This window comes from Streptomyces sp. NPDC015345 (genome assembly GCF_043078805.1).
Classification (GTDB): domain Bacteria; phylum Actinomycetota; class Actinomycetes; order Streptomycetales; family Streptomycetaceae; genus Streptomyces.
This window is the reverse complement of record NZ_JBIBTX010000005.1, coordinates 366,909-382,310: the sequence shown is the minus strand read 5'-3', so window position 1 is coordinate 382,310 and position 15,402 is coordinate 366,909. Positions and strand designations below refer to the sequence as shown.

At 70.4% G+C, this 15,402-nt stretch carries 14 protein-coding genes; 9 read left to right on the top strand and 5 right to left on the bottom strand.

Going from position 1 to position 15,402, the window contains the following annotated elements; genetic code table 11:
• The first annotated feature begins 175 nt into the window (after positions 1-175).
• The 3 genes from ACF062_RS23010 to ACF062_RS23000 all read left to right on the top strand — a co-directional run bounded on the left by ACF062_RS23010 (position 176) and on the right by ACF062_RS23000 (position 2,336).
• Entirely contained in the window at positions 176-1,153 is a 978-nt protein-coding gene (locus tag ACF062_RS23010; RefSeq protein ID WP_223775745.1) for an NAD(P)H-quinone oxidoreductase, read from the top strand.
• 172 nt (positions 1,154-1,325) lie between these two features.
• The gene (locus ACF062_RS23005; RefSeq protein ID WP_392140781.1) at positions 1,326-1,706 is read left to right on the top strand and encodes a hypothetical protein; all 381 of its coding nucleotides are present in this window, start codon (positions 1,326-1,328) and stop codon (positions 1,704-1,706) included.
• Positions 1,707-1,793: 87 nt separating this feature from the next.
• A complete protein-coding gene (locus ACF062_RS23000; RefSeq protein WP_223775747.1) occupies positions 1,794-2,336 on the top strand; it encodes a bacterial proteasome activator family protein in 543 nt (180 codons plus the stop codon).
• A gap of 81 nt (positions 2,337-2,417) precedes the next feature.
• Here ACF062_RS23000 and ACF062_RS22995 read toward each other — a convergent pair whose 3' ends face one another.
• Complete coding sequence (locus tag ACF062_RS22995) at positions 2,418-4,058, bottom strand: protein kinase (RefSeq protein ID WP_392140779.1); 1,641 nt, start codon at positions 4,056-4,058, stop codon at positions 2,418-2,420.
• Positions 4,059-4,366: 308 nt separating this feature from the next.
• Between ACF062_RS22995 and ACF062_RS22990 the strand changes: the two genes are divergently transcribed.
• The gene (locus tag ACF062_RS22990) at positions 4,367-5,923 is read left to right on the top strand and encodes a protein kinase (RefSeq protein WP_392140777.1); all 1,557 of its coding nucleotides are present in this window, start codon (positions 4,367-4,369) and stop codon (positions 5,921-5,923) included.
• Positions 5,924-6,000: 77 nt separating this feature from the next.
• On the opposite strand, the gene ACF062_RS22985 is transcribed toward ACF062_RS22990, so the two are convergent.
• Both ACF062_RS22985 and ACF062_RS22980 read right to left on the bottom strand, forming a co-directional pair.
• Positions 6,001-6,456: a pyridoxamine 5'-phosphate oxidase family protein gene (locus ACF062_RS22985; RefSeq protein ID WP_392140775.1), complete on the bottom strand. Its 456-nt coding sequence runs from the start codon at positions 6,454-6,456 to the stop codon at positions 6,001-6,003.
• A gap of 119 nt (positions 6,457-6,575) precedes the next feature.
• Positions 6,576-7,238 (bottom strand): response regulator transcription factor, encoded by a 663-nt coding sequence (locus ACF062_RS22980; protein WP_320590440.1) that lies wholly within the window; start codon positions 7,236-7,238, stop codon positions 6,576-6,578.
• A gap of 392 nt (positions 7,239-7,630) precedes the next feature.
• On the opposite strand from ACF062_RS22980, the gene pdhA reads away from it, so the two are divergent.
• From pdhA to ACF062_RS22965, 3 genes are read left to right on the top strand one after another with little or no spacing between them, the layout of a single operon-like run.
• Positions 7,631-8,821 carry a pyruvate dehydrogenase (acetyl-transferring) E1 component subunit alpha gene (gene pdhA, locus ACF062_RS22975; protein WP_392140773.1) on the top strand — a complete coding sequence of 397 codons (1,191 nt, stop codon included), beginning with the start codon at positions 7,631-7,633 and terminating at the stop codon, positions 8,819-8,821.
• Between the two features lie 2 nt (positions 8,822-8,823).
• A complete protein-coding gene (locus tag ACF062_RS22970) occupies positions 8,824-9,804 on the top strand; it encodes an alpha-ketoacid dehydrogenase subunit beta (protein WP_392140771.1) in 981 nt (326 codons plus the stop codon).
• Between the two features lie 11 nt (positions 9,805-9,815).
• On the top strand, positions 9,816-11,270 hold the full coding sequence (locus tag ACF062_RS22965) for a dihydrolipoamide acetyltransferase family protein (protein WP_392140769.1): 1,455 nt from the start codon (positions 9,816-9,818) through the stop codon (positions 11,268-11,270).
• An 82-nt stretch (positions 11,271-11,352) separates the two neighbouring features.
• On the opposite strand, the gene ACF062_RS22960 is transcribed toward ACF062_RS22965, so the two are convergent.
• Positions 11,353-12,249 carry a D-alanyl-D-alanine carboxypeptidase family protein gene (locus ACF062_RS22960; protein WP_392140768.1) on the bottom strand — a complete coding sequence of 299 codons (897 nt, stop codon included), beginning with the start codon at positions 12,247-12,249 and terminating at the stop codon, positions 11,353-11,355.
• A 175-nt stretch (positions 12,250-12,424) separates the two neighbouring features.
• Here ACF062_RS22960 and ACF062_RS22955 point away from each other — a divergent pair, with 175 nt between their 5' ends.
• The gene (locus ACF062_RS22955; RefSeq protein ID WP_392140766.1) at positions 12,425-13,099 is read left to right on the top strand and encodes a GntR family transcriptional regulator; all 675 of its coding nucleotides are present in this window, start codon (positions 12,425-12,427) and stop codon (positions 13,097-13,099) included.
• A complete protein-coding gene (locus tag ACF062_RS22950; RefSeq protein ID WP_392140764.1) occupies positions 13,096-14,403 on the top strand; it encodes a nitrate/nitrite transporter in 1,308 nt (435 codons plus the stop codon). Before ACF062_RS22955 ends, ACF062_RS22950 begins: the two co-directional genes overlap by 4 nt.
• A 2-nt stretch (positions 14,404-14,405) precedes the next feature.
• On the opposite strand, the gene ACF062_RS22945 is transcribed toward ACF062_RS22950, so the two are convergent.
• Positions 14,406-15,230, bottom strand: a complete 825-nt coding sequence (locus tag ACF062_RS22945; RefSeq protein WP_223775757.1) for a maleylpyruvate isomerase family mycothiol-dependent enzyme — start codon at positions 15,228-15,230, stop codon at positions 14,406-14,408.
• Positions 15,231-15,402: the final 172 nt, after the last annotated feature.

The following is a 15,402-nucleotide window of genomic DNA, read 5'->3' as shown; positions in this document are numbered from 1 at the left end:
GCCGGTGCCGGTGCGTGGGTGAGTGCGGGTGCGTCGTGGCTGGTCGCGCAGTTCCCCGCGCCCCTGAAGGGGCGTGCAGATCCCCGCGGCCTTGAAGGGGCGAGCAGTTTCCTGCGCCCCTGAAGGGGCGTGCAGATCCCCGTGGCCTTGAAGGGGCGGGAGTAGCCTCGGCCGCATGTATGCGATCACGATTCCCGAACCCGGTGGCCCCGAAGCGCTCGTATGGGCCGAGGTGCCCGATCCCGTGCCCGGCGAGGGCGAGGTGCTGGTCGAGGTGGTGGCCGGCGCCGTGAACCGTGCCGATCTGCTGCAGCGGCAGGGCGCCTACAACCCGCCGCCCGGCGCGTCCCCGTACCCCGGTCTTGAGTGCGCGGGCCGGATCACCGCGCTCGGCCCCGGCGTCTCGGGATGGGCGGTCGGTGACGAGGTGTGCGCCCTGCTCTCCGGCGGCGGTTACGCCGAGCAGGTCGCCGTCCCGGCCGGTCAGCTGTTCCCCGTACCCGAGGGCGTCGACCTCGTGACGGCGGCGGCGCTGCCCGAGGTGACCTCGACCGTCTGGTCCAACGTCTTCATGATTTCCCACCTGCGGCCCGGCGAGACGCTGCTCGCGCACGGCGGTTCGAGCGGCATCGGCACCATGGCGATCCAGCTCGCCAAGGCCGTCGGCGCGAAGGTCGCCGTCACGGCGGGCAGCAAGGAGAAGCTGGCGTTCTGCCAGGAGCTCGGCGCCGACATCCTCATCAACTACCGCGAGCAGGACTTCGTGGAGGAGATCGAGCGGGCCACGGACGGGGCCGGCGCGGACGTCATCCTCGACAACATGGGCGCGAAGTACCTGGAGCGCAACGTACGGGCGCTCGCCGTCAACGGCCGCCTCTCGATCATCGGCATGCAGGGCGGCGTCAAGGGCGAGCTGAACATCGCCACGCTCCTCAACAAGCGTGCCGCCGTCACCGCCACCTCGCTGCGCGGCCGTCCCGCCGCCGAGAAGGCGTCGATCGTCGCGGCGGTGCGGGAGCATGTCTGGCCGCTGATCGCCGGAGGCCATGTACGGCCAATCGTCGACCGCACGGTGCCGATGAGTGACGCTGCGGCCGCGCACCGGGTCCTGGAGGAGAGCAGCCACATCGGCAAGGTGCTGCTCACGCGCTAGCGCGTCGCCCGCCCCGCGCGCGCCGCCCCTTCGGGTGCGACCAAGGTGCCGGAACTGTTCCGCCATGTGAGTCTGGCCAGTGGCGTGATGTTCCTCTTGACCTTGGGTGTCCCGACAGCGGGAGGCGACCGGCGCGGTGGCTGTTTCGTGGGTGGCTCTTCGTGGGGTCCTCGTGGCGACGCTGTTCACGGTCATCGCGGCGGTCGCGCCCGGCCTGGTGTCGTACGCGGCCGAACCCGCGCCCCGAGGACCCCTCACCACCGTCGACGAGACGCCCCGGGCCGGGAGCCGCGCGGGCGAGGGCCGGGCGCGGCCGGGACGCGCCGACGTGCCGCTTCCCGATCCGCCACCGCCGTCCACACCGCCGCCCTCAGTGCCGTCGCGGCAACCGGAACAGGCGCACATGACGCAGCGCGACACCGTGGCCGACGCCGGGCAGCCGGCGCCCGCGAACCCCGCGCTCTCCGGCCTGCGCGTCCTGCCGCTCGGCGCCGGCCTGGTTCTGATCGGCCTCGGCCTCGGCTTCCTCGGCCTGCGGCTGAGGCGAGGTTGAGGCGCGGACGCCGCGCGCACGAGGGTGGATCACCTCGGTACGGGGGCACCACCGATGTGTGGTGCACGGGTGCGACAGAATGGCGGCATGGAGATGCCGAGGAGCGAACGGTCACCGGAGAGCCCCCAAGTCCTGGTCGTGGGCCAGGACGGAATGGCTCTCGGTGGTGGCGGAGACGACGAATCCCGCGAGGTTCCGGTGACGGAGATGGTCGAACAACCGGCCAAGGTCATGCGCATCGGCAGCATGATCAAGCAGCTGCTCGAGGAGGTGCGGGCGGCTCCTCTCGACGAGGCGAGCCGGGTGCGCCTCAAGGAGATCCACGCCAGCTCGGTCAAGGAGCTGGAGGACGGCCTCGCCCCCGAGCTCGTCGAGGAACTGGAGCGGCTCTCCTTGCCCTTCACGGAGGAGGCGACCCCCAGCGACGCGGAACTGCGCATCGCGCAGGCCCAGTTGGTCGGCTGGCTGGAAGGCCTCTTCCACGGGATCCAGACGACGCTGTTCGCGCAGCAGATGGCGGCGCGGGCCCAGCTGGAGCAGATGCGGCGGGCGCTGCCGCCCGGCGTGGGCGGCGGCGAGGACGACGACGAGGGCGGCCTCGCGGGCCGTACGGGGGGCCCTTACCTGTAGGACCGGTATGCGGCGAGGGCCCGGTGCGCGGAACGACGCGTACCGGGCCCTCGCCGTGGAGATGCCGCAGGAACCGAAGGACTAGGCCGGGTTGCCCGTCGAGATGTCGAACTCGATGTCCACGTTCTTCGGGTCGACCTCCGTGCCTTCCTTCGGCATCTGCCGCATCACGGTGTCCTTGCCGTAGGCGTTCTCGTCGATGTCACGCTTGTCGTACTCCCACCCGGCGGCCTGGAGGCAGGTCAGAACCGACTTCCAGTCCCTGAAGGTGAAGTCAGGGACCTTGATCTTGTTCTCGTCGTTGTAGCCGGTATCCGGCTCCGTGCACTCCTCTTTCTCGATCGTCATGTTCCGGTTGGGCCCCTTGTAACCCGCCACCGGCTGCTTCGACTTGTCGCCCCCGGCTTCCTTGCCGCCCTCGTCACCCCCGCTGAGGGTGAGCGCCGTGATCAGGCCGCCGATGGCGATGAGCGCTACGACGATCGAGCCGACGATCACCGGCATGTTCCGCCGCTTGCCGCCGCCCGAGCCCGAGGAGGACGTCGTCGTGGCCGGCTGGGGGGAGAGGTTGTACGGGGGCGGGGTGTGCGCCCCCTGCTGCGGCGCGTACGCGTTGGTGGGCGCCGGGGTCTGGTAGCCCTGCTGCGGCGGATAGCCGTACCCCGGCGTCGGGGCCGGGGTCGACGGGGCGTACGGGCCCGGCTGGTAGGGCGTCTGGACGGCGCCGGACTGCGGCGGGAGCGAAGAGTCGACCGGCGGGAAGACCGCCGAGCCGACGCCCGCGCCGCTCGCCGTCTGCGCGCCCGGCACGATGCTGGGGGCCTGAGAAGGAGCGGCCTGCAAGGACTGGGCGACCCGCAGGCACTCGTCGCGCATGGCCTCGGCCGTGGGGAAGCGCTCGTTCGGGTTCTTCTTCAGTGCGCGGGCGACGATCGCGTCGACCGCCGGCGGCAGGGAACGGTTGATCGAGGACGGAGCGACCGGCTCCTCCTGGACGTGCGCATACGCTATGGCCAGCGGCGAGTCCGCCTCGAACGGCAGCCGCCCGGTGACCAGTTGGAAGAGCATGATGCCGACGGAGTAGAGGTCGGAGCGCGCGTCGACGCCGCGGCCGAGCGCCTGCTCCGGCGAGAGGTACTGCGGGGTGCCGACGACCATGCCGGTCTGCGTCATCGACGTGACGCCGGACTGCATGGCGCGGGCGATGCCGAAGTCCATGACCTTGACGACGTTGCGCTTGGTCATCATGACGTTGCCGGGCTTGATGTCGCGGTGGACCAGGCCCATCTCGTGGCTGATCTCCAGGGCCGCCAGCACATCGGCGGTGATCTTCAGCGCCTGGTCGGTCGGCATCGCGCCGAACTGCGCGACGGACGCGTCGAGCACGGAGCCGAGCGGCTTGCCCTCGACGTACTCCATGACGATGTACGGCATCGTCGTGCCGTCAAGATCGTCCTCGCCGGTGTCGAAGACCGACACGATGTTCGTGTGCGTGAGCTTCGCCACCGACTGGGCCTCGCGGCGGAAGCGCTCGCGGAAGGACTGCTCACGCCCCAGTTCGGTGTGGAGCGTCTTGATCGCGACTTGGCGATCGAGAACGGCGTCGTACGCGAGGTGGACCGAGGCCATGCCGCCTTCGCCGAGCAGATCGCGCAGTTGGTAGCGGCCGCCGGCCAGCGAACGCCCCGCGTACCGCCCCTGTGCGCCGTCCTGGCTGCTCATCTCGTGCGTCCCCCATCGGCGCGCGGCAACCGGACGGCTCCGCGGCTGGTGATCGATTACCCGCTATTCCTGGCCAAGTCTGCCCCAGGACGAGGACGCGTCAAGCTCGGTGCCCGTTCCGTGACCGTACGCGCAAGAAGCGTCTCGGAAGCGTTACAAGTTTGCGCGTGAGGGCCCGGGAACACTTTTATGTCCGGTCCACCTCGAACCGGCAGGTGGTGTGAAGGCTGTAGCGTGGCCCGTCGGAGTACCCGTACAGCGACGTACTCAGCACCAAGTACCACGACCAGAAACGACGGCGAGGACTGATGGCACAGACGCAGCGCGCTCAGGGCCCGTCCGACCCCGAGGCGTCTGGCGGCGGAATGTCTGACGCGCCCGAGTTGTGGGGCAACGGCGGGCTCGTCGGAGACGGCCGGTACCGGCTGACCCACAGACTCGGCCGAGGCGGCATGGCGGAGGTGTTCGCCGCCGAGGACGTACGTCTCGGCCGTACCGTCGCGGTCAAGCTGCTCCGCTCCGACCTCGCCGAGGACCCGGTGTCCAAGGCCCGCTTCACGCGTGAGGCCCAGTCGGTCGCGGGTCTCAACCACCACGCGGTGGTCGCGGTGTACGACTCCGGTGAAGACGTCGTCGGGCCGAGCGTCGTCCCGTACATCGTCATGGAGATCGTCGAGGGCCGCACGATCCGCGATCTGCTGCTCAACGCGGAGGCGCCGGGGCCTGAGCAGGCGCTCATCATCGTCTCCGGGGTGCTCGAGGCGCTCGCCTACTCGCACCAGCACGGCATCGTGCACCGTGACATCAAGCCCGCGAACGTGATCATCACCAACACCGGCGCGGTGAAGGTGATGGACTTCGGCATCGCGCGCGCCCTGCACGGCGCGCAGTCGACGATGACCCAGACCGGCATGGTCATGGGCACGCCGCAGTACCTCTCGCCCGAGCAGGCGCTCGGCAAGGCCGTCGACCACCGCTCCGACCTGTACGCGACCGGCTGTCTGCTCTACGAACTGCTCGCCCTGCGGCCGCCGTTCACCGGCGAGACGCCGCTCTCCGTGGTCTACCAGCACGTCCAGGACCAGGCCGTACCGCCTTCGCAGGTCTCGGACCAGGCGCCGCCGGAGCTGGACGGGCTCGTCATGCGCTCCCTGGCCAAGGACCCGGACGACCGGTTCCAGACCGCCGAGGAGATGCGCGGCCTCGTCCAGTACGGGCTCCAGATGCTGCACGAGCAGGGCAGTCACACCGGGACCTGGAACACCGGCCCCGTGGAGATGCACGAGGGCGGCAGCACCCCGGCGATGGGTGTCGCGGGGGCCGGCGCGATGGCGCACCCCGACTCCGGCACCGCGCAGATCCCGGGCCCGATGCTGCGCCCGCCGGGTGACGACGGCGGCTTCGAGGGCGGGCACCAGGGCGGCAAGGGCGGCCGCGGCAAGATGTGGATCTTCGCCGTGCTCGCGGTCATCGCGATCGCCGTGGGCGTCGCCTTCGCGCTGAACGCGAACGACGGCACCAAGGAGAAGAAGCCGCCCGTGACTCCTTCGACGAAGCAGTCGCAGGAGAAGGAGCCCAGCAAGAGCCCCGACAAGGACGAGACGGGCCAGGCGACGGATCCGGGCGAGGAGACCGGGGGAGAGACCGGCTACCCCCCGCAGACGAACCAGCCGACCGGGCCGACGCAGCCCACGGGGCGCCCGACGCAGCCGACGACGGACCCGACGCAGCCGACCACCGATCCGACGGAGCCGACCACGGACCCGACGGAGCCGACCACGGACCCGACGCAGCCCACGAACGACCCGACGGATCCGGGCGACGGCGGGGACCCGGAGGATCCGGGGGAGGGCGACGGGTCCTGACCCGCGGCCCGGCCCCAGAGCCGAAACCCAGAGCCCCTGTTCCGCCACGGCGGAACAGGGGCTCTGGCGTACGCGGGTCAGCGGACGCGCTGAAGCCGGTGGTCCTGGCCGGCGCGGAGCGTGTGGACCTTGGTCACCTGCGGCTCTACGCGCAGATACACCGGGTCGAAGGGCTCGCCGTCCGCGAAGCGCGGCGCCGGTCCGAAGAGTCCCAGCTCGGTGTCGGTCGGCTCGACCGCCTCGCACAGGCCGATGCACTGCACGGTCCACCGGACGTCACGGGGCGACGCCACGTCGGCGTTGTCGGCGCCGTACGCGACGACGCTGCCGACGCAGGCCTGGTGGTAGCCGAAGCCCTTGTGCAGGCGCAGGAGGATCTTGCCGCCGACGACCACGTGGCGGGCCACCGCGAGAAAGGGCAGCGCGCGCATGCTGGTCGCCACCCGCCCGTAGTCGGTACGGCGCAGCAGTTCGAGGGCGAGCTGTTCATCGGGGTCGACGGAGTCCGTGGAGGCGCTGGGGTCGCTGGACATGACCCCCACCCTCGTCCATGGACGGGATGTCGGAAAAGAGGCCCCCGCCCCCATCAAACGGGACGTAAGTCCCGGGCCCCACGCGCGGCGTCCGGTCGCGTCCCCGCTGCCGCGTCCCGTCAGTGCTGCTTCTCCGCCTGCATGCGCGCCACGTACGCCGCGGCCTGCGAGCGGCGCTCCATGCCGAGCTTGGAGAGCAGGCTGGAGACGTAGTTCTTGATCGTCTTCTCGGCGAGGTGCAGCCGCTCACCGATCACACGGTTCGTGAGGCCCTCGCCGATCAGGTCGAGGATCTTGCGCTCCTGCTCGGTGAGGCCCGCCAGGCGGTCGTCGCCCTTGGCGTTGTTGCCGTCGCGCAGCCGCTCCAGGACCCGGGCCGTGGCCACGGGGTCCAGCAGGGACTTGCCGGCCGCGACATCGCGCACGGCGGTGAGCAGTTCATTGCCGCGGATCGCCTTGAGGACATAACCGGAGGCGCCGGCCATGATGGCGTCGAAAAGGGCTTCGTCGTCGGCGAACGAGGTGAGCATCAGGCATTTGATGTCCTCGTTCTGCGAACGGATCTCGCGGCATACCTCCACCCCGCTGCCGTCCGGCAGGCGCACGTCGAGCACGGCCACGTCCGGCCGCGTCGCGGGGATCCTGACCAGGGCGTCCGCCGCCGTTCCGGCCTCGCCGACGACCTCGATGTCGGACTCCACGGAGAGCAGCTCATGGACTCCACGCCGGACCACTTCGTGGTCGTCGAGTAGAAATACCGTAATTTTTCCGTCTTCGCGCACGGAGTCAGTCTCACACACGATCTCTCTCCATGCCCGGGCGGAACCCTTCCCGAGCCCGGGGTGGCCGGGATAACGTGCCGGTGTTCCGGCCCCCTGCCAGGCTGTGATCAGTGCTGTGACCAGGAAGTGTTCCCCCTTTTCTCGATCCGCTCGGAAATCCGGGCGGCCCGTGATCCGTCGTTTACTTGGAAATCCAAGCAAATTCGCAGGTCAGATGGGGTTTCACAGAAATGGGACGCACTGGGTAACGTGCTTTGTGCAGGGCGTTCGCCGGGGCACCTGTCACGCCTGTTCCCGGCCGAGACGCACCCACCCCGTGCGCGGGCACGGACCAGGCGAGCCGTACTGGTCATCCCGGTAATCCCGGGGGCCGGACCGACGGAGGAGCACACGTGACCGTGGAGAGCACCGCCGCGCGCAAACCGCGCCGCAGCAGTACCGGCGGCGGCAAGCGCGCAAGCGCGAAGAAGGCCGCGCCGCAGAAGAGCACGGAGCCCGAACTCGTACAGCTGCTGACCCCGGAGGGCAAGCGGGTCGAGAACGCCCGGTACGAGTCGTACGTCGCCGACATCACCGCGCAGGAGCTGCGCGGCCTGTACCGCGACATGGTCCTCACCCGCCGCTTCGACGCCGAGGCCACCTCTCTCCAGCGCCAGGGCGAGCTGGGCCTGTGGGCCTCGCTGCTCGGGCAGGAGGCCGCCCAGATCGGCTCCGGCCGGGCCACCCGCGACGACGACTACGTGTTCCCCACGTACCGCGAGCACGGCGTCGCCTGGTGCCGCGGGGTCGACCCCACCAACCTGCTCGGCATGTTCCGCGGCGTGAACAACGGCGGCTGGGACCCGAACAGCAACAACTTCCACCTGTACACGATCGTCATCGGCTCGCAGACGCTGCACGCCACCGGCTACGCGATGGGCGTGGCCAAGGACGGCGCCGACTCCGCCGTGATCGCGTACTTCGGCGACGGCGCCTCCAGCCAGGGCGACGTGGCCGAATCGTTCACCTTCTCCGCGGTCTACAACGCCCCCGTGGTGTTCTTCTGCCAGAACAACCAGTGGGCGATCTCCGAGCCGACCGAGCGCCAGACCCGGGTGCCGCTCTACCAGCGCGCGCAGGGCTACGGCTTCCCCGGTGTGCGGGTCGACGGCAACGACGTGCTCGCCGTGCTCGCCGTCACCAAGTGGGCCCTGGAGCGGGCCCGCGCGGGCGAGGGCCCGGCGCTGATCGAGGCGTTCACGTACCGCATGGGCGCGCACACCACGTCCGACGACCCGAGCAAGTACCGCAACGACGACGAGCGGGTGGCCTGGGAGGCCAAGGACCCGATTCTGCGGCTGCGGGCCTACCTGGAGTCGGAAGGTCACGCGGATGAGGGATTCTTCGCGGAACTCGACGACGAGAGCGAAGCGTTGGGCAAGCGGGTGCGAGAGGTGGTGCGGGCGATGCCGGATCCGGATCTGATGGCGATCTTCGAGAACGTCTACGCGGACGGGCACGCGCTCGTGGACGAGGAGCGCGCCCAGTTCGCCGCCTACCAGGCGTCGTTCGCCGACGCCCCCGCGGGCGGGGAGGTCAAGTAACCATGACTGTCCGGAAACTGCCCATCGCCAAGGCGATCAACGAATCGCTGCGCACGGCGCTGGAGAACGACCCCAAGGTCCTCATCATGGGCGAGGACGTCGGCAAGCTCGGCGGCGTCTTCCGCGTCACGGACGGGCTGCAGAAGGACTTCGGCGAGGAGCGGGTCATCGACACCCCGCTCGCCGAGTCCGGCATCGTCGGCACGGCCATCGGCCTCGCACTGCGCGGGTACCGCCCCGTGGTGGAGATCCAGTTCGACGGCTTCGTCTTCCCCGCGTACGACCAGATCGTCACGCAGCTCGCGAAGATGCACGCCCGCGCGCTCGGCAAGATCAAGATGCCGGTCGTCATCCGCATTCCGTACGGCGGCGGCATCGGCGCCGTCGAGCACCACAGCGAGTCGCCCGAGACGCTCTTCGCGCACGTGGCGGGCCTGAAGGTGGTCTCCCCGTCGAACTCCGCGGATGCGTACTGGATGATGCAGCAGGCCATCCAGAGCGACGACCCGGTGATCTTCTTCGAGCCCAAGCGGCGGTACTGGGACAAGGGCGAGGTGGACACGGACGCCTTCCCCGGCCCCCTGCACAAGGCCGTCGTCGCCCGCGAGGGCAGCGACCTCACCCTCGCCGCGTACGGCCCGATGGTGAAGGTCTGCCTGGAGGCGGCCGCGGCCGCCGAGGAGGAGGGCAAGTCCCTGGAGGTCCTGGACCTGCGCTCCATGTCGCCGATCGACTTCGACGCCGTGCAGGCCTCGGTCGTAAGGACGCGGCGGCTCGTCGTCGTGCATGAGGCCCCGGTCTTCCTGGGCACGGGCGCGGAGATCGCGGCGCGCATCACCGAGCGGTGCTTCTACCACCTGGAGGCGCCGGTGCTGCGGGTCGGCGGCTATCACGCCCCCTACCCGCCGGCGCGCCTCGAAGAGGAGTACCTGCCGGGTCTCGACCGGGTGCTCGACGCCGTCGACCGCTCGCTGGCGTACTGAGGGAGAGGGTCGTGACGACGATGACAGACGCTGCTCTGAGCGAGTTCAAGATGCCCGACGTGGGCGAGGGGCTCACCGAGGCGGAGATCCTCAAGTGGTACGTGGCGCCCGGTGACACGGTCACCGACGGCCAGGTCGTGTGCGAGGTCGAGACGGCCAAGGCCGCGGTCGAGCTGCCCATTCCCTTCAACGGTGTCGTACGGGAGCTGCGCTTCCCCGAGGGCACCACGGTTGACGTCGGCCAGGTGATCATCTCGGTGGACGTCTCGGGCGGCGCCGCCCCGGCCGCCCCCGCCGAGGAGGCCGCCCCGCAGGCCGCCGTGCCCGCCCCCGCCAAGGAGGCTCCCGCCCCGAAGGCCCCCGCGGAGGAGGCCGCCCCGGCGGGACGCCAGCCCGTGCTCGTGGGGTACGGCGTCGCCGAGGCCTCGACGAAGCGCCGCGCCCGCAAGGCGGGCGTAGAGGCGGGTGCGCAGGACGCGCGGGACGTCCCCGTGGCGGAGCCGGAGCCGGTCGCGCCGCGCGACGTGAACGGCCACGGCCCCCGGCCGCTCGCCAAGCCGCCGGTGCGCAAGCTCGCCAAGGACCTCGGCGTGGACCTCGCGACGGTCACGCCGTCCGGGCCCGACGGGATCATCACGCGCGAGGACGTGCACGCGGCGGCGGCCCCGGCCCCGCGGGCACAGGACCATCCGGAGCCGGCCGAGGCCCCCGCGCCGCAGACCGCTCCCGCGCCCGCCCCCGTGACCGGTGCGGACGCCCGCGAGACCCGCATCCCCATCAAGGGGGTCCGCAAGGCCACCGCGCAGGCGATGGTCCGCTCGGCGTTCACGGCGCCGCACGTCACGGAGTTCGTGACGGTCGACGTGACGCGGACGATGAAGCTGGTCGAGGAGATCAAGCGGGACCCCGGCACGTACGGCTTCGAGGGGCTGCGGGTCAATCCGCTGCTGCTCATCGCCAAGGCCCTGCTGGTGGCGATCAGGCGGCACCCCGAGGTCAACGCCACGTGGGACGAGGCCAACCAGGAGATCGTCCAGAAGCACTACGTGAACCTCGGCATCGCCGCGGCCACCCCGCGCGGCCTGGTCGTGCCGAACATCAAGGACGCGCACGCCAAGACGCTGCCCGAACTGGCCGAGTCGCTCGGCGAGTTGGTCTCCACGGCGCGGGCGGGCAAGACCTCGCCCGCGGCCATGCAGGGCGGCACGGTCACGATCACGAACGTCGGCGTCTTCGGCGTCGACACGGGCACGCCGATCATCAACCCCGGCGAGTCCGCGATCCTCGCGGTCGGTTCGATCAAGCTCCAGCCGTGGGTCCACAAGGGCAAGGTCAAGCCGCGCCAGGTGACCACGCTCGCGCTCTCCTTCGACCACCGCCTGGTCGACGGGGAGCTGGGCTCCAAGGTGCTCGCCGACGTGGCGGCCGTCCTGGAGCGGCCGAAGCGGCTGCTGACCTGGACGTAGCACCGGTCGGGCAGTACGGCATGTGCAAGGGGGCCCGCCGCGATCACCGCGGTGGGCCCCCTTGTCGTACACGCGCCGGGTGTCAGGCGACCTTGAAGCCGTAGTCCATCAGCTTCTTGGCGTCCGAGGTGCGGTTGGCCACCGAGGACGAGGTCAGGACCGTGCCGACGACCGTCTTGCCGTTACGGGTCGCGGCGAAGACGAGGCAGTACTTCGCCTCGGGGCCCGAGCCCGTCTTCACGCCGATGGCGCCGCGGTAGGAGCCGAGGAGGTTGTTGGTGTTCTCCCACGGCATGTAGCGGTAGCCACCGGACTTGGTGGTGACCTTCTGCTTCGTCGACTTCGTCTTCACGACCGTGCGGAACGTGGAGTACTTCATCGCGTTGCTCGCGAGCTTCGTCAGGTCGCGCGGCGTCGAGTAGTTCGCGCCGTGCCCGATGCCGTCGAACGAGTCGAAGTGGGTGTTGGTCAGGCCGAGCGTCCTCGCCGTGGAGTTCATCTGGCCGATGAAGTTCTTCACGCGGGCCTTGCGGGTCGAGCCCTTGCCGAACTTGTCCGCGAGCGCGTACGCGGCGTCGCAGCCGGAGGGCAGCATCAAGCCGTACAGCAGCTGGCGCACGGTGACCTTGTCGCCGACGATCAGGCGGGCCGAGGAGGCGTAGTTGTTGTCGACGATGTAGTCGCTGTACGCCTTCTGGATCGTGACCTTGGAATCCAGGTTGAGGTTCCGCTGGCCGAGCACCACGCGCGCCGTCATGATCTTCGTCGTGGAGCCGGTGGACCGGCGGGTGTCGGCGGACTTGGTGAAGAGGGTCTTACCCGTGCCGTTGTTCATCACATAGCCGCCCTTGGCGACGATGGACGGCTTCGGCGGTGCGGCCGCGTGGGCCGGAGTGGTGAGGACGCCGCCGGCCAGTATCGCGCTCGCGGTGATGGTAACGGCTGATACGCGACGTACGCCCTTGATGCCGGTTTTCAAGATCTCTGCTCCAAATGCCCCTGGATTGCGGCCACATGAGGGGGCCGCTCTCCCGTTAGACGCATGAGAGGGGGCGATGGATGTGCTCGGCGGCCCGGAAAGCGCTCGGAGGATGCGGTATTCCGCCATGTGGACCGGGATTCCCGCGTATACCTGTTGTATCTATGCTGTGCGCATGCCAGCCTCCGCCGTCACCGCCCCTGCCACCACCCTGAAGCGGCCCCCCGCCGCCGAGCGCGTCTACGCACACGTCAAGCAAGCCGTCCTGGAGCGCCGCTACGAGGGCGGCACGATCCTCACCGAGGGCGAGCTCGCCGAGGCCGTGGGCGTATCCCGTACGCCGGTGCGCGAGGCGCTGCTGAAGCTGGAGGTGGAGGGGTTGCTGCGGCTCTACCCGAAGAAGGGGGCCCTCGTGCTGCCCGTCTCCGCGCAGGAGATCGCGGACGTCGTCGAGACACGGCTCCTCGTCGAGACCCACGCGGTGCGCAAGGCGGTGCCGGCGTCGGCGGGGCTTCTCGCCCGGCTCGGCGAACTCCTCGACCAGCAGCGCGTCCAGGCCGCCGCCGGGGACTTCGCGGCCGCGGCCGTCACCGACCGGTGCTTCCACGCGGAGATCGTGCGCAGCGGCGGGAACGACATCCTCTCCCGCCTCTACGACCAGCTGCGCGACCGGCAGCTGCGGATGGGCGTCGCCGTGATGCACTCGCACCCGGACCGGATCGCCAAGACGCTCGCGGAGCACGAGGAGATCCTCGCCGCGCTGGTCGCCGGTGACGCCGAGGCGGCGGTGGCCGTCGTCACGCGCCACGTGGGGTGGTTCCAGAACCTGGCGCGGGGTGATGTGCGGTGAGCTCCGCCTCCGGCTCCGTCCGCCTGCCCGGAGATCCGCCCGGCGGCAGGAAGGCCGTGCTGGTCTGGTCGATCGGCGTCGCCGTCTACTTCGTCGCCGTCATCTTCCGGACCTCGCTCGGCGTCGCCGGGCTCGACGCCGCCGACCGGTTCCACGTCAACGCCTCCGCGCTCTCCACCTTCTCCATACTCCAGCTGCTCGTGTACGCGGGCATGCAGATACCCGTCGGCCTGATGGTCGACCGGCTCGGCACCAAGAAGGTGCTGACCATCGGGGTCGTGCTGTTCACGGTCGGACAGCTCGGCTTCGCGTTCTCCCCCTCGTACGCGATGGCGCTCGCGTCCCGCGCCCTGCTCGGCTGCGGTGACGCGCTGACCTTCATCAGTGTCCTGCGGCTCGGCACCCGCTGGTTCCCGGCCCGGCGCGGCCCGCTCGTCGCCCAGCTCGCGGGCCTCGTCGGCATGGCGGGCAACCTCGTCTCCACCCTCGTCCTGGCCCGGCTGCTGCACTCCGTCGGCTGGACCGCGGCCTTCGCGGGCAGCGCGCTCTGCGGTGTCGTCGTCCTCGTCCTGATGACGCTGTTCCTCAAAGACCACCCCGAGGGGCACGAGCCGGAACCGGTCGGGCGCACGGGCGCGGCCTTCGTGCGCGAGCAGATCGCCCTGTCCTGGCGCGAGCCCGGCACCCGGCTCGGGATGTGGGTGCACTTCACCACGCAGTTCCCCGCGATGGTGTTCCTGTTGCTGTGGGGCCTGCCGTTCCTCGTCGAGGCGCAGGGCCTGTCCCGGGCGGCCGCGGGCGAGCTGCTCACCCTCGTCGTGCTGTCCAACATGGTCATCGGCCTGGTCTACGGCCAGATCGTCGCCCGGCACCACGCGGCGCGGCTCCCGCTGGCGCTCGGCACGATCGGGGCCACGGCGACGGCGTGGGCGGCCACGCTCGCCCACCCCGGGGACCACGCCCCGATGTGGCTGCTGATCGTCCTGTGCGTGGTGCTCGGCGCCTGCGGGCCGGCCTCCATGATCGGCTTCGACTTCGCACGGCCCGCCAACCCGCCCGAGCGGCAGGGCACGGCTTCGGGCATCACCAACATGGGCGGCTTCGTCGCCTCCATGACGACGCTGCTCGCGATCGGCCTGCTGCTCGACGCGACCGGGGACGACTACCGGATCGCCTTCTCCGCGGTCTTCGTCCTGGAGGCGGTCGGCCTCGGCCAGATCCTGCGGCTGCGCGGGCGGGCGGCGCGCCGGGAGCGGGAGCGGCTCGTCGCCTCACGGGTGGAGGCGGTCCACGTGCCCGCGTGACGCTACGGCGTCACGGCGAAGTTGCGCAGGATCGCCTCGGCCAGGTCGTGGTCGCCCTCGGACTTGACCCGGTCGGCGACGGCGGCGTACGTCACGCGGCCGCAGGCGAGCCGGAAGTACGTCTCCCAGTCGAGGGCGATGGTGGCGAGCGGACCGAGCGAGGGGGCGTTGTCCACGGTGCCCTTGCCGTCGGCGTCCACGCGCACCGTGCGCAGGAACTCCACGGGGCCGCTCACGTCGAAGACGACGGCGGAGCTCGCGGGCGCGCCGGCCTTCTTGGCGACGACCTTCGGCAGGCCGTGCAGGAGGAGGTCGCGGGCCACATACGCGCCGGGGGAGTCGAGGTTGCCCGGCTTCTTCAGCGCCGTCCGCAGGTCCTGCTCGTGCACCCACACGTCGAACGCCCGCATGCGCATGGCCAGTTCGAGGGTCTGCTCGGTGCCGAGGGGGCCGCGGATCTTGGTGCCCGGGTCCCGCGATTCGTTGCGCAGCTGCCGGGTGCGGCGGATGATCGTGTACTCCAGCTCGGAGGTCATCTCCGGCGCGGTGTGGTGGCGCCGCACGTCGACCTGCATCTCCATGTACCGCTGGCCTTCGGTCTTCACGTGGTACAGATCGCGGGGCAGCGAGTGGATCGGCCGCGGGTCGCCCAGCATCTCGCAGTCGAGGCCGATGACGTGGGAGACGATGTCGCGCACGGACCAGCCGGGGCAGGGAGTGGCCCAGTTCCACTCTCCTTCGGCGAGCGGTGTGACCAACTCGGATATCGCTTCCACGGAGTGGGTCCAGGCGTCGGCGTAGGTTTGCAGGCTGGGATGGAGACTCACGGGACCCCTCGGCGGTCGTACGCGGGCGGTGGGTGGCTGGGCGGCGGCGTGGGGCTCGGGGAGGTCCCCCGCCCCGGAAAATCACAGTACGCTGCCCGCAGTCACCCCGGCAGTGGTTTCGTGTGACGATCGTAGGCTGTGTTTGACGGTGACGACGGATCGAATGCCAGGA